At 72.4% G+C, this 17,388-nt stretch carries 16 protein-coding genes and 1 pseudogene; 13 read left to right on the forward strand and 4 right to left on the reverse strand.

From position 1 onward, the window contains the following. The first annotated feature begins 79 nt into the window (after positions 1–79). The 3 genes from LX15_RS02315 to dapF all read left to right on the forward strand — a co-directional run bounded on the left by LX15_RS02315 (position 80) and on the right by dapF (position 2,650). Entirely contained in the window at positions 80–793 is a 714-nt protein-coding gene (locus LX15_RS02315) for a class III extradiol dioxygenase subunit B-like domain-containing protein (RefSeq protein ID WP_253667766.1), read from the forward strand. Between the two features lie 61 nt (positions 794–854). Beyond that, positions 855–1,763 (forward strand): tRNA (adenosine(37)-N6)-dimethylallyltransferase MiaA, encoded by a 909-nt coding sequence (gene miaA, locus LX15_RS02320; RefSeq protein WP_253667767.1) that lies wholly within the window; start codon positions 855–857, stop codon positions 1,761–1,763. Between the two features lie 47 nt (positions 1,764–1,810). After that, on the forward strand, positions 1,811–2,650 hold the full coding sequence (gene dapF / locus LX15_RS02325; RefSeq protein ID WP_253667768.1) for a diaminopimelate epimerase: 840 nt from the start codon (positions 1,811–1,813) through the stop codon (positions 2,648–2,650). Between the two features lie 46 nt (positions 2,651–2,696). Here dapF and LX15_RS02330 read toward each other — a convergent pair whose 3' ends face one another. After that, a complete protein-coding gene (locus LX15_RS02330) occupies positions 2,697–3,581 on the reverse strand; it encodes an SMP-30/gluconolactonase/LRE family protein (protein WP_253667769.1) in 885 nt (294 codons plus the stop codon). 313 nt (positions 3,582–3,894) lie between these two features. On the opposite strand from LX15_RS02330, the gene hflX reads away from it, so the two are divergent. Both hflX and LX15_RS02340 read left to right on the forward strand, forming a co-directional pair. After that, positions 3,895–5,346, forward strand: coding sequence for a GTPase HflX (gene hflX / locus LX15_RS02335; protein ID WP_253667770.1), 1,452 nt, complete (start codon positions 3,895–3,897; stop codon positions 5,344–5,346). 106 nt (positions 5,347–5,452) lie between these two features. After that, positions 5,453–6,556 (forward strand): SdiA-regulated/phytase-like domain-containing protein, encoded by a 1,104-nt coding sequence (locus tag LX15_RS02340; protein ID WP_253667771.1) that lies wholly within the window; start codon positions 5,453–5,455, stop codon positions 6,554–6,556. Between the two features lie 118 nt (positions 6,557–6,674). Here LX15_RS02340 and lexA read toward each other — a convergent pair whose 3' ends face one another. After that, positions 6,675–7,421 (reverse strand): transcriptional repressor LexA, encoded by a 747-nt coding sequence (gene lexA, locus LX15_RS02345; protein ID WP_308213400.1) that lies wholly within the window; start codon positions 7,419–7,421, stop codon positions 6,675–6,677. 396 nt (positions 7,422–7,817) lie between these two features. Between lexA and LX15_RS02350 the strand changes: the two genes are divergently transcribed. The 3 genes from LX15_RS02350 (at position 7,818) to LX15_RS02360 (ending at position 12,225) form a co-directional block, all read left to right on the forward strand. Continuing rightward, entirely contained in the window at positions 7,818–8,303 is a 486-nt protein-coding gene (locus LX15_RS02350; RefSeq protein WP_253667772.1) for a hypothetical protein, read from the forward strand. Between the two features lie 351 nt (positions 8,304–8,654). Continuing rightward, a complete protein-coding gene (gene nrdR / locus LX15_RS02355) occupies positions 8,655–9,146 on the forward strand; it encodes a transcriptional regulator NrdR (RefSeq protein WP_253667992.1) in 492 nt (163 codons plus the stop codon). 220 nt (positions 9,147–9,366) lie between these two features. Then, a complete protein-coding gene (locus tag LX15_RS02360; RefSeq protein WP_253667773.1) occupies positions 9,367–12,225 on the forward strand; it encodes a vitamin B12-dependent ribonucleotide reductase in 2,859 nt (952 codons plus the stop codon). 259 nt (positions 12,226–12,484) lie between these two features. On the opposite strand, the gene LX15_RS02365 is transcribed toward LX15_RS02360, so the two are convergent. Next, a complete protein-coding gene (locus tag LX15_RS02365) occupies positions 12,485–12,676 on the reverse strand; it encodes a phosphoribosyltransferase family protein (RefSeq protein ID WP_253667774.1) in 192 nt (63 codons plus the stop codon). A 43-nt stretch (positions 12,677–12,719) separates the two neighbouring features. On the opposite strand from LX15_RS02365, the pseudogene LX15_RS33425 reads away from it, so the two are divergent. Further along, positions 12,720–13,013 (forward strand): annotated as a pseudogene (locus tag LX15_RS33425) (DNA-processing protein DprA); the annotation flags it as partial. Positions 13,014–13,602: 589 nt separating this feature from the next. On the opposite strand, the gene LX15_RS02370 reads toward LX15_RS33425, so the two are convergent. Next, positions 13,603–14,070, reverse strand: a complete 468-nt coding sequence (locus tag LX15_RS02370; RefSeq protein ID WP_253667775.1) for a MarR family winged helix-turn-helix transcriptional regulator — start codon at positions 14,068–14,070, stop codon at positions 13,603–13,605. Between the two features lie 92 nt (positions 14,071–14,162). Here LX15_RS02370 and LX15_RS02375 point away from each other — a divergent pair, with 92 nt between their 5' ends. The 4 genes from LX15_RS02375 to LX15_RS02390 all read left to right on the forward strand — a co-directional run bounded on the left by LX15_RS02375 (position 14,163) and on the right by LX15_RS02390 (position 17,309). Continuing rightward, positions 14,163–15,074, forward strand: a complete 912-nt coding sequence (locus tag LX15_RS02375) for an arylamine N-acetyltransferase family protein (protein ID WP_253667776.1) — start codon at positions 14,163–14,165, stop codon at positions 15,072–15,074. A gap of 117 nt (positions 15,075–15,191) precedes the next feature. Then, the gene (locus LX15_RS02380) at positions 15,192–15,773 is read left to right on the forward strand and encodes a TetR/AcrR family transcriptional regulator (protein ID WP_253667777.1); all 582 of its coding nucleotides are present in this window, start codon (positions 15,192–15,194) and stop codon (positions 15,771–15,773) included. A 130-nt stretch (positions 15,774–15,903) separates the two neighbouring features. Further along, positions 15,904–16,665, forward strand: coding sequence for an SDR family NAD(P)-dependent oxidoreductase (locus LX15_RS02385; protein WP_253667778.1), 762 nt, complete (start codon positions 15,904–15,906; stop codon positions 16,663–16,665). Positions 16,666–16,730: 65 nt separating this feature from the next. Continuing rightward, on the forward strand, positions 16,731–17,309 hold the full coding sequence (locus tag LX15_RS02390; protein ID WP_253667779.1) for a TetR/AcrR family transcriptional regulator: 579 nt from the start codon (positions 16,731–16,733) through the stop codon (positions 17,307–17,309). Positions 17,310–17,388: the final 79 nt, after the last annotated feature.

A 17,388-nucleotide genomic window follows, 5' to 3' on the forward strand; every position in this document is an offset into this window, starting at 1 on the left:
GCGCGCCGGTACTCCGATCCCGTTTCGGGGCCCGATCACGCGGTGCCGGACACCGGGCGTCGCCGGCTAGCCTGCCGGAGTGATCGTCGGAGCCGCGGTGCTGCCGCACCCGCCGTTGTTGGTGCCCGAACTGGTCGCGGGCGCGGCCGGCCGGACCGAGCCGGTCCGCGCGGCCTGTCTGGACGCCGGCCGCCGGCTCCTCGGGCGGGCCGCGCGGTGGGTGGCGGTGGCGGCCGACCCGAGCGGGCCGAGGACGGTCGACCCGGCCACGGCGGGCACCTTCGCCGGGTTCGGCGTCGACGTGCCGGTGACGCTCGGCCCCGGCGCCGCCGAGCCGGACGTCGAGCTGCCACTGCCCGCCCTCGTCGCGGGCTGGCTGCGCGGGCGGGTGGGCGCCGAGAGCGTGCGGGTCGAGCTGGTTCCGCCGGACCTGCCGGCCGACGAGTGCCGCCGGGTCGGCGCGGACCTGGCCGCCGGTCCCGAGCCGGTCGGCCTGCTGGTCCTCGGCGACGGGTCCGCCCGGCACCCCGACCGCGCGCCCGGTCGGCCCGACCCCCGCGCGCCCGAGTACGACGGCCGGGTGCGCGACGCTCTGGCCACGGCGGACGCGTCCGCGTTGCTCGCGTTGGACGTCGCGGTGGCGGCCGAGCTGGTCGTCGGCGGTCGGGCGGCGTGGCAGGTGCTGGCCGGCGCGGCCCTGGCGGACGGACGGCGCTGGCGGGCCGAGCTGCTGTACTCGGACGCGCCCTTCGGCGTCGGCTACCACGTCGCCGTCTGGGACCCGGTGGACTGACGGCCGGGCGCTCCCCACCGCTGACCGGCTCGACGCGGCGCCCCACGTACCCTGGCCTGTCGTGACGACCCGCTCTCCCCGTCCCGTCGCCGTCGTCGGCCCCACCGCCACCGGGAAGTCCGACCTCGGCGTCGACCTGGCCCTCCGGCTGGGCGGCGAGGTGGTCAACGCCGACGCGATGCAGCTCTACCGGGGCATGGACATCGGCACCGCCAAGCTCACGGTGGAGGAGCGGCGCGGCGTCCCGCACCACCTGCTCGACGTGCTCGACGTGACCGAGACCGCGTCGGTCGCCGCCTACCAGCGGCAGACCCGGCGGACCGTCGAGGAGCTGCTGGCGGCCGGCCGGGTGCCCGTGCTGGTCGGCGGCTCCGGCCTGTACGTGCGGGCGGTGCTCGACGAGCTGGAGTTCCCCGGCACCGATCCGGAGGTGCGGGCGCGGCTGGAGGCCGAGCTGGCCGAGGTCGGCCCCGCCGCCCTGCACGCCAGGCTCGCCGCCGTCGACCCCGCCGCCGCGGCGGCCATCCTGCCCGGCAACGGGCGGCGGATCGTCAGGGCGCTGGAGGTCGTGGAGATCACAGGGCGGCCGTTCTCCGCCACGATGCCCCGACCGGGGCCCGCCCGCTACGGCACCGTCCTGATCGGACTGGACAGGGAGCCCGCCGTGCTGGACGAGAGGGTCGACGAGCGGGTGCGCCGGATGTTCGCCGCCGGCCTCATCGACGAGGTGCGCGCGTTGGAGGCCGAGGGCCTGCGCGAGGGCCGCACGGCCTCCCGCGCCCTGGGGTACCAGCAGGTGCTCGCCGCGCTCGACGGCCAGTGCGACATGGACACCGCCGCGGCCGAGACGGCGCGCGCCACCCGTCGCTTCGTGCGCCGGCAGCGCTCCTGGTTCCGGCGCGACAAGCGGATCACGTGGCTGGACGCGGCCCGCCCCGACCTGCTGGCCGCGGCCCTGTCCCTCCTCTGACCTCCGCCGGGACCTGCCCGCGGCCCCGACGCACGTAGGCTGACGGGGTGCGCGGTGTGGAGTTCGTGAAGGGGCACGGCACGGAGAACGACTTCGTCGTGCTGCCCGACCCCGAGGGCGTGTTGGACCTGACCGACCGACGGGTGCGCGCGCTGTGCGACCGGCGGAGGGGACTGGGCGCCGACGGCGTCCTCCGCGTGGTCCGGGCGTCCCATGTGGACGACGCACCGTCCGATGTGGACCCATCGTGCTGGTTCATGGACTACCGCAACGCCGACGGCTCCGCCGTGGAGATGTGCGGCAACGGCGTGCGGGTCTTCGCCACCTACCTCGTGAGCGCCGGACTGGCCGAGCCCGGCGAGGTCGTCGTCGGCACCCGCTCGGGACCGCGCCCCACCCGGGTGCGCGCCGACGGCGTCGTCACGGTCGGCATGGGGCCCGCCCGGGTCACCGGGGGCTCCACGGCCAGCCTGGGCGGCACCTCCTTCCCCGGCTTCGTGGTGGACGTCGGCAACCCGCACCTGGCGTGCCTCACGGACTTCCCCGTGGCGGAGTTCGACCTGTCCGACCAGCCCTCCTACGACACCAGCGTCTTCCCGCGCGGCGTGAACGTGGAGCTGGTCAACGCGCTGGACGCGCGGACCCTGCGCATGCGGGTCCACGAGCGCGGGGTGGGGGAGACGCGCTCCTGCGGCACGGGCACGGTCGCGGCGGTCGCCGCGGCGCTGCACGCCTCCGGCGAGCACACCGGCCGCCGGACCGTCCACGTCCCCGGCGGCACCCTCGAGGTGGAGATCACCGAGGACGGCAGCACGCTCACCGGACCGGCGGTGCTGGTCGCCAGGGGCGAGCTGGACGCCGACTGGTGGGCGGCGGCCGACCGCTGACACCCCGCGACGCGCCGCGGCCGTCTCCGGCCCGACTCCTGCCGGCTCACACCCCGGGGACGTCCACCTCGGCGACCTCGAGCCGGCCGAGCCGCCGCTCGGCGACGTCCCGCGGCAGCGAGGAGGGCGCGGTGCAGCACACCAACGTGCGGCGGTCCGGCCCGGTGAGTCCCACGGCGAAGCAGTTCTGGCTGGTCGCCACCTGGTCCATGACCTGGCCGCCGGCGGCCACCCGCAACGCCGAGGGCTGGACGGCCGCCGACACCCACACCCGGTCCTCGACGTCCACGCAGACGCCGTCCGGCGCGACCAGGCGCTCGCGCAGGTCCGCCCAGACGCGCCGGCCGCTCAGGGAGCCGTCCTCGGCGACGTCGAAGGCGAGCAGGCGCAGCCCCAACGTCTCCGCGAGCACGAGCGTGCCGTCGGAGAGCGCCACCATGCCGTTGGGGAACCGAAGGCCGTCGGCGACGGGACGGACCTCGCCGTCCGGCTCCACCAGGGCGAGCGTCGCGGTGGGCGGCTCGGCGTCGGACGCGAGGACCGCGTCCAGGCCGCGCTCGGCGAGCAGGCCGTGCAGGTCGAAGCCGAAGTTGCCGACGTAGGCGCGTCCGTCCGGGCGCACGAGCATGTCGTTGGCGTGGAAGGTGGCCACACCGGACAGGTCGGCGTGGGGCGTCAGCCGCCCGTCTGGCTCCAGCCGCCACACGGTTCGGTCGAGCATCGACACCACGAGCATCCGTCCGTCCGGCAGCCATCCGAGCCCCGACGGCTGGCCGGGCACCTCGCACACCACCTCGCGCGCGCCCGTCCGCACGTCCACGGCGAGCACGTGCCGGTCGTAGAAGTCGGAGACGTAGAGGCGGCCGTCGGGGCCGGTGCGGGGCCCCTCGGCGAAGCGCAGGCCGTCGAGGAGGACCTCGGCTTTCTTCATGATCGCTGACCGTAGCGACCGCCGCCGCGCCCGGGTACCACCCGAACCGGTGCGCCCGCGTTCGACGGTGGGACAAGCGGGAACAGGTCCGGCGCACGTCCCCCGGACGAGCGCCGGACACGCCGAGAGCAGGTTCGGGGCAGGCACGGAACACGTCGAGGAACAGGCATGCGACAGGGGCGGAACAGGCGGGGCCCGGGAGGCGTTGAACGACACGAGAACCGGTCGCCGGTGCCCCATCGACGGCCACCCCGCCACCTCCGGTTGCCGACCTGGGAAAACGGGTAGCCGGGCGTGGGAGCATGGAAGGCGTATGACGGATATCAACCATGACCCCTTCGGGGTCCACGAAGACGAGCTGGACGAGACCCCCTCGACGGGTGACCTGGAGCTGGCCGAGCGGGCCGCCCTGCGTCGGGTCTCCGGACTCTCCACCGAGCTCGCCGACATCTCCGAGGTCGAGTACCGGAAGCTCCGGCTGGAGCGCGTCGTCCTGGTCGGGGTCTGGACCGAGGGGGACTCCACCGAGGCCGAGGCCTCGCTGGCGGAGCTCGCCCGGCTGGCCGAGACCGCCGGCTCCCAGGTCCTGGAGGGCCTGGTCCAGCGGCGCGGCCGGCCCGACCCGGCGACCTACATCGGCGCCGGCAAGGCCAGGGAACTCCGGGACGTGGTGATCGCGACCGGCGCGGACACCGTGATCTGCGACGGCGAGCTGTCGCCCGGCCAGCTTCGGCAGTTGGAGGAGCAGCTCAAGGTCAAGGTCATCGACCGGACCGCCCTGATCCTCGACATCTTCGCCCAGCACGCCCGGTCCCGGGAGGGCAAGGCGCAGGTGGAGCTCGCGCAGCTCCAGTACCTGCTGCCGCGCCTGCGGGGCTGGGGTGAGGCGATGTCCCGGCAGGCCGGCGGCCGGGCCGGCGGCAGCAACGGCGGCGTGGGCCTGCGCGGCCCGGGTGAGACCAAGCTGGAGACCGACCGGCGGCGCATCCACAAGCGGATGGCGAAGCTGCGTCGGGAACTGGCCGCGATGCGGACCGTGCGGGAGACCAAGCGGGGGCGGCGCGCCGCCAACGAGGTGCCCAGCGTCGCGATCGTCGGTTACACCAACGCCGGCAAGTCCAGCTTGCTCAACGCGGTCACCGGCGCGGGCGTGCTGGTGGAGGACGCGCTGTTCGCCACCCTGGACCCGACGACCCGTCGCTCGACCACGCCGGACGGCTGGCCCTACACGCTGACCGACACCGTCGGGTTCGTGCGGCACCTGCCGCACCAGCTCGTGGAGGCGTTCCGCTCCACGCTGGAGGAGGTGGCCGACGCCGACCTGCTGCTGCACGTCGTCGACGGCTCCGACCCGGCGCCGGAGCGGCAGGTCACCGCGGTGCGGGACGTGCTGGCGGAGATCACCGAGGAACGCGACGCGCCGATGCCGCCGGAGCTGCTGGTGGTGAACAAGGTCGACGCGGCCGACGAGGTCGCGCTGGCCCGCCTGCGCCACCTGCTGCCGGACGCGGTGTTCGTGTCGGCCCGCACCGGGGCGGGCATGGTCGAGCTGCGGGAGCGGATCGCCGAGCGGCTGCCGCGACCGGACGTGCTCGTCGACGTTCTGGTGCCCTACACCAGGGGCGACATGGTGGCGCGGGTGCACGCCGAGGGCGAGGTGCTCGCCGAGGAGCACACCGCCGAGGGCACCCAGCTCCGGGCCAAGGTCCGGCCGGACCTCGCGGGCGTGCTGGAGAAGCTCGGCGTGCCCGCGGGCGCGCGCTGACCGATCGCCGACCAAGGCTGATCAGGACGGTCGACGGCCGTGGGCGGGACGAGATCTCGCTCGCCCACGGCCCCCCTCAGGTCCCCGCGCTGTCAGACTGGGCGGGGTGACCAGTCGCCGAGCCCGTGCCCTGTCGTCGGTGTTCTCCGCTGTCTGCGGGGTCGTGCTCGCGCTGGTCGCGCCGCTGGCGCCCGGCGCGGCCGCCGAACCGACGCCACCGCCCGCGTCCGTCCGGCCGACGGAGGTCTGCCAGGTCAGGGACCCCCGCGTGGCCGAGCTGTCGGGACTGGCCTCCGACGGGTCGAACTGGTACGCCGTGCCGGACGGCGGCAGCCAGATCCAGATCTTCGTGCTCGCGCGGGACTGCGCGGTGCGGCGCGTGATCACCGCTCCCGTCGACCCGTACGACGTGGAGGACATGGCACGTGCCGCCGACGGCACGTTCTGGCTGGCCGACACCGGCGACAACCGCAGGCAACGGGAGACGGTCGCCCTGCACGCCGTCTCGCCGAACGGCAGGGCGGTGCTGCACCGGCTCACCTACCCCGACGGGCCGCACGACGCCGAAGCCCTGCTCCTGGACCGCGCGGGCGTCCCGCACCTGGTGACCAAGGAGCCGCTCGGCGGCTCGGCCGTCTACCGCCCCGCGGGTCCGCTCGCCGCGCCGGGGCCGACCGCGCTGGAGAAGGTGGCGACCGTGCGCCTGGGGCCGACCGACACGAAGGGCGGCCCGGTGGCGGGGTTCGGCTCGGTGCTCGTCACCGGCGGCGCGGTCAGCGCGGACGGCACCGTGGTCGCGCTCCGCACCTACACCGACGCGTACCTGTTCAGCGCCCCGGACGGCGACGTCGTCGCCGCGTTGGGTCGGGAGCCCGTGCGCGTGCCCCTGCCGGACGAGCCCCAGGGCGAGGCGCTCGCGTTCGAGCCGGACGGGACCCTGCTGGCCGGCGGGGAGTTCGGGGACCGGGGGTCGAGCGCCCCGATGCGCGCCATCCCCGGAGCTACCCGGCTCGTCGCCCCGAGCACGCCCTCGGCCTCCGCCGCGGGGAAGACGCCACAGCGGGACGCAGCGCCGGATGCGGCGAGCGCCGACGCGTCGGCGTCGGATGACGGGTCGGGGACGCCATGGACGCTCAAGACGCTCGGGATCGCCGGCGTGGCGGTGGCCCTGGTCGTGGTGGTGCTGGGCCGACGGCGCCGGAGCCGGTGAGCGGGCAGGGAGCGGCGGCGCCCCCGAGGCTCCGAGGGCGCGGTGAAGATCGAGAGCCCCGAGTGAGACCGGGAGCCCGAGTGAGACCGGGAGCCCGAGCCCGCTCGGAGCGTGAGGCTCAGAGTCGGCGCAGGACGGCCACCACGCGGCCCAGGATGGCGGCCTCGTCGCCGAGGATGGGCTCGTAGGCGGGGTTGTGCGGCATCAGCCAGACGTGGCCGTCCCGCCGCTTCAGCGTCTTGACGGTGGCCTCGCCGTCGATCATCGCGGCCACGATGTCCCCGCTGTCGGCGTCGGGCTGCTGGCGGACCACCACCCAGTCGCCGTCGGTGATCGCCGCGTCGACCATCGAGTCGCCGACGACCCGGAGCAGGAACAGCGACCCCTCGCCGACGATCTCCCTGGGCAGCGGGAAGACGTCCTCGATGGCCTGCTCGGCCAGGATCGGGCCGCCGGCCGCGATCCGGCCGACCACGGGGACGTAGGCCGGCTGGGCTCCCGAGGGCTGGGGCGCGTCCGCGCCCTCCGAGCCCGTCCCGGCCGCCGCGGACCCCACCGTCGTGGGCTCGCCGGCGGTCGTCGGCCGGCCGGGCCTGGCCCACACGCCGTCGCCGGGCGTGGCGTCCGGGGGCAGCACGCCGACGGTGCGGGGACGCCGGGGGTCGCGCCGCAGGTAGCCCTTGCGCTCCAGGGCGCGGAGCTGGTGGGCGACCGAGGAGGTGGAGGTCAGGCCGACGGCCTCGCCGATCTCGCGCACGCTGGGCGGGTAGCCGTTGCGGTCCAGGTGGTCGCGGATGACCTCCAGGACACGCCGTTGCCGGGCGGTCAGCCCGCCGGACGCCGGGGGCTCCGGGAACGGCCGCACCTCCGCGTCGCCGGCCGCGCCCCCCACCGTGCCGTCAGCGGTCCCGTCAGCGGTCCCGTCAGCGGTCCCGTCAGCGGTCCCGTTGGCGACGCCGCCGGTCACGCGGTCGGTCACGTTGTCGGAGTCGCCGCGGTCGGCGCCGCCGTCGGCGGTCGTGCCGTCCCCGCCCCGCCTGCGTGCCACGTCGCTGCCCTCCTGCCCGTCCGGCTCGCCGGTCACGTGCGCCACAGGATGACGCTAGCCCGGTTCCGTCCGGAGATCAAACACCTGTTCGAAGGATATCCCGCGCGTCGCTTCAGTTCGATCTTCGCTGGTGGTAGACAGTCGCACGGGAGTTCGATCGAACGTTTGTTCGATCTTGGTGGGTCGCGTCGGTCCGGTGCGGGGAGGGGGCGTATGGCCGTCCAGAAGCGGGGGAAGGCGTCGGTGTCGCCGGGGCGGTGGCGGCACGAGGTGGCGGTCCTGGCCTGTGACCTCGTCAGTCCCGGCGGGCCGGGAACGACGCGTCGGCAACGGCACGCCGGAGTCGACACCCGGCGTCCGCCGGGGCGTCCCCGTCCGGTGGTGGCCCCCATGGCGCGCAGGCCGGCTCCCTGTCGACCCCGGCGGACCTCCCAGGTGTGGACGGTGCTCGCGCTCGCGTGCGCGAGCGGTGTCGCCGTCCTCCTCCTCTGGTGGGGCGGGTCGGAGCGGCGCGACCCGCTCCCCGAGAGGACCGGCGCCGTCGTGGTGGTCCCCGGCGAGTCGGTGATGGACGTGGCGCGGCGGGCGGCTCCCCGTCGCGATCCGGACGCCGTGGCGCGGCGCATCAGGGAGCTGAACGCCGTGGACGGTGTCGCGGTGGCCCCCGGGCAGACACTCGTGGTCCCCGTGGACCACTGAGATTGGGACCCTGAGAGGGGCACTGACGCCACCCGTCCCCACCCTTCGCCGTGGGGACGTCCGGAGGTCGCCGACAGGCCGTCCACGGCGTGGCTGGCGGGGTGTTCGGACGGTCCGGCGGAGGGTGTCCGGACTAAGGCAGACGGGTGACACGCGGGTGTCCAGGCCAATTTGCGCGTTGGGCTGCCGAGGCCTAGATTCCCCAACATCTAGTGGTTACACCGCTGTAGTTAGTCCACAGGTTGGGTCTCGGAGCGTACCGGTCGGTCTACGGGCCGTGCTGGCGACGCTGTCCTGACGCACCCCGACGTGGGCTTGCCGGGGCGGTCGGCGCGGAAAGGGGTGACGAAGGTGCGGTGCCCGTTCTGCCGCAACTCCGACTCCCGGGTCGTGGACTCCCGTGAGGTCGACGAGGGCCAGGCCATCCGCCGCCGGCGCTCCTGCGCCCAGTGCGGCCGCCGCTTCACCACGGTGGAGGAGGCCGTCCTGGCGGTGGTGAAGCGCTCCGGTGTGACCGAGCCGTTCAGCCGGGAGAAGGTGGTGCGGGGCGTGCGCCGCGCCTGCCAGGGCCGGCCGGTGGACGAGGACGCGTTGCAGCAGCTCGCGCACCGGGTCGAGGAGTCGATCAGGGCGACCGGGTGCGCCGAGATCCCCAGCCACGAGGTGGGGCTGGCCATCCTCGGCCCGCTGCGGGAGCTGGACGAGGTCGCCTACCTGCGGTTCGCCAGCGTCTACCGGTCCTTCTCCTCGGTGGAGGACTTCGAGAAGGAGATCGCCGACCTCAGATCGGTGCGCACGGCCGGGGCGGCCACCACGCCCGCGGCGGACGCCCCCGGCCACTGAGGCCACTGAGGCCGCCGAGGGCGACGGCGGGCGACGCGGCCCGCACCCACGAACCCGACCGGTGTCCGACGTTCGCGTCGGGCTCCGGCGCGACACCTTGCCAAGAAACAGATCGCTGAGGACAGATCGCTCCAGCAGTGGCGGCGCGGACCGCACCGGACGGGGAGACCGGACGGGGCCGAGGCCGGTCGAGCGAGCAGCAGAGGGAGAGAGACAGGTCATGACGGAGACCGTCGGGACCCCGGCAGCCGGCGCGGGGGAGTCAACGGCGTCGCCGAACGGCAAGCGCCGTGGCGGCAAGCGCCAGGGACTGCGCGTGCGGCGGGTCTACACCACCGAGGGTGTCCACCCGTACGACGAGGTCACCTGGGAGCGCCGTGACGTCGTGATGACCAACTGGCGCGACGGCTCGATCAACTTCGAGCAGCGCGGCGTCGAGTTCCCCGACTTCTGGTCGGTGAACGCGGTCAACATCGTGACCAGCAAGTACTTCCGCGGCGCCGTGGGCACCCCGCAGCGGGAGAGCAGCCTGCGGCAGCTCATCGACCGTGTGGTGAAGACCTACACCGCGGCCGGCGTGGAGCACGGCTACTTCGCTGGCGACGCCGACGCGGAGATCTTCGAGCACGAGCTGACCTGGATGCTGCTGCACCAGGTGTTCAGCTTCAACTCGCCGGTCTGGTTCAACGTCGGCACCGCCTCGCCGCAGCAGGTCAGCGCCTGCTTCATCCTGTCGGTGGACGACACGATGGAGTCGATCCTCGACTGGTACAAGGAGGAGGGCCTGATCTTCAAGGGCGGCTCCGGGGCCGGGGTGAACCTGTCCCGCATCCGCTCCTCGAAGGAGCTGCTGTCCTCCGGCGGCAACGCCTCTGGCCCCGTGTCGTTCATGCGTGGCGCGGACGCCTCGGCCGGCACGATCAAGTCCGGCGGCGCCACCCGGCGCGCGGCCAAGATGGTCATCCTCGACGTCGACCACCCCGACGTGGAGGAGTTCATCGAGACCAAGGCCCGCGAGGAGGAGAAGATCCGGGTCCTCCGGGACGCCGGCTTCGACATGGACCTCGGCGGCGCCGACATCACCAGCGTCCAGTACCAGAACGCCAACAACTCGGTCCGCGTCTCGGACGAGTTCATGCGCGCGGTGGAGGGCGGCGGCGAGTTCGCGCTCCGCGCCCGCACCACGGGCGAGGCCGTGCAGAAGGTCGACGCCAAGGGCCTGTTCCGCAAGATCGCCAAGGCGGCGTGGGAGTGCGCCGACCCCGGCATCCAGTACGACGACACGATCAACGACTGGCACACCTGCCCCGAGTCGGGCCGGATCACCGCGTCGAACCCGTGCAGCGAGTACATGCACCTCGACAACTCGAGCTGCAACCTGGCCTCGCTGAACCTGATGAAGTTCCTCCGCGAGGACGGCACGTTCGACGGCGAGACCTTCGCCAAGGCCGTCGAGCTGGTCATCACCGCGATGGACATCTCCATCTGCTTCGCGGACTTCCCGACCCCGTCGATCGGCGAGACCACCCGGAAGTTCCGTCAGCTCGGCATCGGCTACGCCAACCTCGGCGCGCTGCTGATGGCGACCGGCCACGCCTACGACTCCGACGGCGGTCGCGCGCTCGCCGCGGCGATCACCTCGCTGATGACCGGCACGGCCTACAAGCGCTCCGCCGAGCTGGCCGGTGTCGTCGGCACCTACGAGGGCTACTCCCGCAACGCCGACGCGCACCGCCGGGTCATGCGCAAGCACGCCGCCGCCAACGACCTGGTGCGCACCTACCACCGCAACGACGCCGCCGTGCACGAGCTGGCGACGAAGGCGTGGCAGGAGTGCCTGGAGATCGGCGGCCGCAACGGCTGGCGCAACGCGCAGGCCAGCGTGCTGGCCCCGACCGGCACCATCGGCCTGATGATGGACTGCGACACGACCGGCATCGAGCCCGACCTGGCGCTGGTCAAGTTCAAGAAGCTGGTCGGCGGCGGCTCGATGCAGATCGTCAACCAGACCGTGCCGAGGGCGCTGAAGGCGCTGGGCTACGTCGACGAGCAGATCGAGGCGATCGTCGAGTTCATCTCCGAGCACGGCCACGTGGTGGGCGCGCCGGGCCTGCGCACCGAGCACTACGAGGTGTTCGACTGCGCCATGGGCGAGCGCTCCATCGCCCCGATGGGCCACGTGCGGATGATGGCCGCGGTGCAGCCGTTCATCTCCGGCGCGATCTCCAAGACGGTGAACATGCCGGAGTCGGCCACCGTCGAGGAGGTCGAGCAGATCTACTTCGAGGGCTGGAAGCTCGGCCTGAAGGCGCTGGCGATCTACCGCGACAACTGCAAGGTCGGCCAGCCGCTGTCGGCGGCGAAGTCCAAGGCGGCCGAGAAGTCGGAGAAGGAGACCGCCCCGGCGGTCGAGTACCGGCCGGTGCGCAAGCGGCTGCCGAAGAAGCGGCCGAGCCAGACCGTGTCGTTCACCGTGGGCGGCGCCGAGGGCTACCTGCACGCCGGCTCCTACCCGGACGACGGCCTCGGCGAGATCTTCGTCAAGCTCGGCAAGCAGGGTTCGACGCTGGCCGGCGTGATGGACGCCTTCTCCATGTCCATCTCGGTGGGTCTCCAGTACGGCATCCCGCTGGAGTTCTACGTCTCGAAGTTCATGAACCTGCGCTTCGAGCCGGCGGGCATGACCGACGACCCCGACGTGCGCTTCGCGACGAGCGTGCTGGACTACCTGTTCCGTCGGCTGGCGCTGGACTACCTGCCGTACGAGAAGCGGGCGCAGCTCGGTGTGTTCACCGCCGACGAGCGCGCCGCCCAGGTGGCGGGGGAGACGCCGGCCGCGCCCAGCGGTGGCGACGAGGTGGACATCGAGGGTCTGCGGGCCACGGTGGACGCCAGCCCGCAGCCGCCGGTGCCCAACAACGGTGGTGACCGGAAGGTCGGCAGCTCGACCGAGTTGATCGAGCTGCACGCCGGCAAGGCCGCGGACGCCCCGCTGTGCCTGACCTGCGGCACGAAGATGCGTCCCGCCGGTTCCTGCTACGTCTGCGAGGGCTGCGGCTCCACCTCCGGTTGTAGCTGACCGGATCGCGTTTGACGCAACGTTGGGCGTCATCCGCCTAGTCGGATGACGTGAAGCTAGGAAGGGGAGCCGACTCGCCAGGTCGGCTCCCCTTCCCCGTGACAGCCAATTCGAGCCGTTTCGCGAGCAGGTCCTTCAGCTCCCGGATGTGGAACTCGTGGAGTGAGGGTGTCGGTGCGCGGGTGCGGACTGCGGATTATGGCCGATCTGTTGAGCGCCTCTTCCTTCACATGTCGGTTGTCGACGGCGGGGCATGGGGTCAGGCGCGAATATTGCGAGCAGCCACGAGGCCGAGCACTGTCTTGGCTCCAGCCGTACGCGCCGCCTTGGCGACCCCGGCCATCGTGAAGCCCGTATGATAGATGTCATCGACGACCAAGACGGTTTGGTTGTCAAGGCGCTCGTCGACCCTGAATTCGTCGAGTAGTGTCGAGCGTTCCTTGCGTGTCATGTTCTTTGCGGGCTCCCTGTGATCCCTCCGGGTCGTCTCCCAATTTCCGCCGCGCCAGCGGTGGAGCGCTGGTGCTGCCATGGCTCGAAATAACGTTGTCATCGGCCTGAGCCAGGCTGTTGTCGTTGTTGAGGCCCGTGAGACCGGGGGTACTGTCAAGGCGGGGGAGGCCGCGCTTCGTGGAAAGCGTCCCGTGTGGGTTCTCAGCACCAGCTCGGTGGCAAGGGGTAGCGAGCGGCTTGTCTCGGCCGGAGGGCGTCGGGTGGCCGGCCGGAGCGAGTTGGTGGACGAACTGCGGCAGCTGCGTGCCGAGCCGGCACATCTCCCCTTTGACTGAGGCCCTTGGCCAACAAGCGACGAGGCGCCACGGGTCGCCGAAGCGGATCGTCGTGGTCAGGAAACAATCGGTGTGAAGGTGTTTGGCCGATGTGTCCCCCTCCACAGGACGTCACCTCCTCTCACGGCCGTTCTGTGTGGACAACAGGAAGTGCGGTGAGCTGGTCGTCATCCACTTTCTAGGTGCCGTCGACAGGGGGCCGCTCGCGAAGGTGGACGCGGTGGGCGTGTGGGTGTGTCCACAGAGGACGATGACAGGCCCGGGTGGTGGCGTGCGGGGAGGTCGACGAGCCGTCCTTCCTGAACTGCTGGATCTGGTCGACGAACGGGCTGTGTGGGGTCACCGGTAGACGTTCGCGGCCTGCTCGTACTCCTCGCGCAGGCGGGTGTGACGGTGTCGCCAGCGGCCACCACTGCGTCGACCGGTCCCGGCGGAGGGCGAGATCGGCCATCACCCTGGCCGCCCGTTCGGTCGTGCCGGTTCCCCGTCGAGGTGAACGCCGCTGACGAGCGCGATGACGATCAGGGTGCTCGCCTCCGGTCTCCGGCGTCTGATCACAGTCCCGTCGAGCCGAGCAGGGTGAGGCCTCCTACTCGGCGCTGAGGTTGTGGCGCAGCAGTTCCAGCATCCGGACGAACTCCTGACGCTCGTGGTCGTCGAGGCCGCGCAGCGCGCGGTCGGACAGCCGTCTGACCTCCTCGTTGAGGGCGTCCTGGAGCGCGCGGCCGCGTTCGGTGAGCTGGATGAGCACCAGCCGCGCGTCCGTGGGGTGCGGTCGCCGGACGACCAGGCCGGCGGCCTCCATGCGGCTGGTGGTCCTGGTGACGGTGGGGGTGGCCAGGCCGAGACGGCGGGCGATCTCCCCTGGGGTGAGGTTGTCCTCGCGCCACAGGGTGAGCAGCACGAACTGCTGGCCCTCACGCACGCCGTGTCGGGCGAAGGCCGCCTCCGCCGCCCGCGTCAGCGCACGTTTGGCCGCCCAGAACGCGGGTTGGAAGTCGTCCGCCCACTCCCCGACCTTCCACTCCCGCGCCTCGTGGACGTCCCACTTCCGCATGGCCCCTCCTCGTCTTGACCCCTACTCGTTAGCTGGCTAGCGTTTTCGGGCCGAGGTCATTGTACGGCTAACGATGCGCCCAGGAGAGAACGATGAGGACTCCCGACATGGAGGGTTCGACCCCGGAGTCGAACGTGGGGCCGGACGCCGAACCGGACGCGGGGTCGGACGGGCGGGGCTGGAACAGCGCCCGGCTCGACCTTCCGGCGTACCTGGACCGCCTGGGCCACGACGGCCCACTCGACCCGACGGCGGAGACCCTGCGTCGGCTGCACCGCGCCCACATCCACGCGATCCCGTTCGAGAACCTCGACATCGTCCTCGGCCGTCCGATCCGGGTGGACCTGCCCAGCGTGCAGGACAAGCTGGTCCGCCGGCGCAGGGGCGGCTACTGCTACGAGCACAACTCGTTGTTCGCGGCGGCGCTGGAGCGGCTCGGCTACGAGGTGGGCGCCCTCGCCGTCCGTGTCCGCATGGGCAGCGACAAGATCCGACCGGCCACCCATGCCGCCCTGCGCGTGGTGGCCGAGGGGAGGACGTGGCTGGCGGATGTGGGCTTCGGGGGCGGTGGTCTGCTGGAGCCCGTCGAGCTGAAGGACGGGGCCGAGGCGCGGCAGGGGGAGTGGACGGTCCGGTTGGACCGGGAGGACGTGGCCATCTGGGTCCTGCGGTCGTGGACTCCCCACGGCTGGCTGGACGTCTACAGCTTCGGGCTCGACCCGAGCTACCCCGTGGACTTCGCGGTGTCGAACCACTACGTCTCCACGCACCCCCGTTCGCCGTTCGTGGCGCGACTCGTCGTGCAGCGGTATAGCGATCGGAAGCAGGTCGTCCTCACCGACGACACCCTGACCGTCACGCTGTCCGACGGCACCCGGGACAGCAGGAGGGTCGAGGTCGCGGAGGTGGCGACGCTACTGACCGACGAGCTCGGGGTTGCGCTCGACCGTGAGGAGGTCGACGGGATCCTGCGCTACGCCGAGAAGAACTTCCCGGCGAGCTGAGGAAACCGACGTGGCCGGGGGAGTCGCCGACGTCGGGCTCCCCCCGTAACCGCTCTCCAGCGGGGAACCGACGCCACGTTCTTGACCAATCGGTCTGAAAAGTCCTAGGGTCGACGCATGCCGAGGACGAAGGAGTTCGACCCGGACGTCGCCCTGGAGGCGGCTCTCGAGTTGTTCTGGGAGCGCGGCTACGAGGCGACCTCGATGGCCGACCTCGTCGAGCGGCTGGGGGTCGCCAGGGCGAGCATCTACGCGACCTTCGGGAGCAAGCACGACCTCTACGTGAAGGCGGTCGACCGGTACCTGCGGCTCAAGGACCCCCGGATCGTGGAGTCGTTGTCGCAACCCGGTCCCGTGGTGCCCCAGGTCCGCGCGCTGGTCGAGCGGTACGTCGCGGAGTCCGTGGCCGACGAGCGCCGGCGCGGCTGCCTGGTGGTCAACGCGGCGGTGGAGTTGTCGCCGGTTGACCCCGAGGTGGCGCGCAGGGTCGGGTCCAGTTGGGACACGCTCGAAGTCGCCCTGACCTCGGCGCTGTTCCGGGCGCGGGCGCAGGGGGAGCTGTCGGCGGACAGCGATCCCCGTGCCCTGGCGCGGCTCCTGCTCGCGGTGCTCCAGGGGATCCGCGTCCTCGCCAAGGGTGGTTCGTCGCCGGAGCGCCTGCGGGACGCCGCCGAGCAGGCGTTGCGGGCGCTGCGCTAGTCCCGGGGCGGGTCGTCACTCGCCAGCCCCTGGTTTTCTTGTGCCTTCATTCAAGAATGATCGGTCTTCAATAGGCCTGAGGTTCGTCGTCGCACGGACCGGTGGGCCGTCGCAACCACGGGAGGAATCCGTGAGCACGCAGTTCGCCGACAAGGTCGTCCTCGTCACCGGGGCGGGCTCCGGCATCGGCCGCGCCGTCGTCGTCTCGTTCGCCAGGGAGGGCGCCACCGTGGTCGCCGCCGGCCGGCGCGCCGAGCCGTTGGCCGAGACGGTCCGGCTCGCCGAGGCCGAGGGCGCGTCGGCCTCCTTCGTCACCGTGGACGTGGCCGACGAGGCGGACGTGGCCCGCATGGTGGAGACAGTCGTGTCGCGACACGGCGGACTGCACGTCGCGGTGAACAACGCGGGGACGCTGGGTGCTCCGGCGCCCCTGGCCGACCTCGACGAGGCCACCTGGTCGTCGGTGCTGGGCACCAACCTCACCGGCACCTGGCTGTCGATGAAGCACGAGATCCGTCACATGCGGGCCAACGGGGGCGGCGTCATCGTCAACATCGCCTCCAACGTCGGGCCGCACATCACGAAGCCCGGCGTGGGCGCGTACGGGGCCTCGAAGGCCGGCGTGCTCGCCCTGACCAGGGCGGCGGCGCTGGAGTGCGTCGGCGACGGTGTGCGCGTCAGCGCGGTCAGCCCCGGCGCGGTGGACACGCCGATGTCGATGCGTCCCGGGGAGACCGAGGAGGACCGGGCCGCGCGCATGCGCGAGACCATCCCCGCCGGCCGGGTGGCGACCACCGAGGAGATCGCGGCGACGGTGCGCTGGCTGGCCTCGGACGAGGCGAGTTTCGTGATCGGGCGCGACATCGTCATCGACGGCGGCGCCAGCGCCTGAGAGACGCGGACGCGAGGGTGCGGCAATATTTGACCTTGAGTTACAAAACAACCTAGGGTGATGTCATGGGTCGTCCCAGGAAGTTCGATCCCGAGGTCGCCGTCGAGCGGGCCATGGGGGTGTTCTGGCGCAAGGGGTACGCCGGGACGTCCCCGCAGGACCTGGTCGACGCGCTCGGGATCGGGCGGGGCAGCCTGTACAACGCCTTCCAGGGCAAGAACCAGCTCTTCCAGCGGGTCCTCGTGCGCTACCACGACCAGGAGGCCGTGCGCCTGATCGAGTTGCTCGACCGGCCGGGTCCGGTGCGGGAGCGGCTGCGGTCCGCCCTGGAGACGATCATCGAGGCGGACTTCGCCGACCCGGACCGCCGTGGCTGCCTCGCCGTGAACACCGCGATCGAACTCGCGGGGCGCGACGAGGAGGCCACCCGGCTGGTGCGGCGGATGTTCGACCGCCTGGAGTCGACGTTGCGCGCGTTGGTCGAGGAGGGGCAGCGGTCGGGTGAGATCGACCGGGGTCGGGATCCCGCTGCCGTGGCCGGGTTCCTGTTGAGCGCCATCAACGGCATGCGGGTGCTCACCAAGACCGCCGAGAGTCCCGACCAGCTCCGCCGCATCGTCGACGCCACGCTCGACCTGCTCTGACCCACCCCGGTCCCCCGCGACGCCGTCGCGTCGCGGGGTTCCGTTCGCTCCAGTTTTGTAACTACAGGTCAAGAATGGA

This window comes from Streptoalloteichus tenebrarius (assembly GCF_024171885.1).
GTDB classification, from domain to species: Bacteria; Actinomycetota; Actinomycetes; order Mycobacteriales; family Pseudonocardiaceae; genus Streptoalloteichus; species Streptoalloteichus tenebrarius.

What these genes read in the sequence shown, in the direction of transcription:
- LX15_RS02330 (WP_253667769.1), bottom strand. Translation starts at nt 3,581, where the DNA reads ATGAAGAAAGCCGAGGTCCTCCTCGACGGCCTGCGCTTCGCCGAGGGG.
- hflX (WP_253667770.1), top strand. Translation starts at nt 3,895, where the DNA reads ATGACGGATATCAACCATGACCCCTTCGGGGTCCACGAAGACGAGCTG.
- LX15_RS02350 (WP_253667772.1), top strand. Translation starts at nt 7,818, where the DNA reads ATGGCCGTCCAGAAGCGGGGGAAGGCGTCGGTGTCGCCGGGGCGGTGG.
- LX15_RS02360 (WP_253667773.1), top strand. Translation starts at nt 9,367, where the DNA reads ATGACGGAGACCGTCGGGACCCCGGCAGCCGGCGCGGGGGAGTCAACG.
- LX15_RS02365 (WP_253667774.1), bottom strand. Translation starts at nt 12,676, where the DNA reads ATGACACGCAAGGAACGCTCGACACTACTCGACGAATTCAGGGTCGAC.
- LX15_RS02370 (WP_253667775.1), bottom strand. Translation starts at nt 14,070, where the DNA reads ATGCGGAAGTGGGACGTCCACGAGGCGCGGGAGTGGAAGGTCGGGGAG.
- LX15_RS02375 (WP_253667776.1), top strand. Translation starts at nt 14,163, where the DNA reads ATGAGGACTCCCGACATGGAGGGTTCGACCCCGGAGTCGAACGTGGGG.
- LX15_RS02380 (WP_253667777.1), top strand. Translation starts at nt 15,192, where the DNA reads ATGCCGAGGACGAAGGAGTTCGACCCGGACGTCGCCCTGGAGGCGGCT.
- LX15_RS02390 (WP_253667779.1), top strand. Translation starts at nt 16,731, where the DNA reads ATGGGTCGTCCCAGGAAGTTCGATCCCGAGGTCGCCGTCGAGCGGGCC.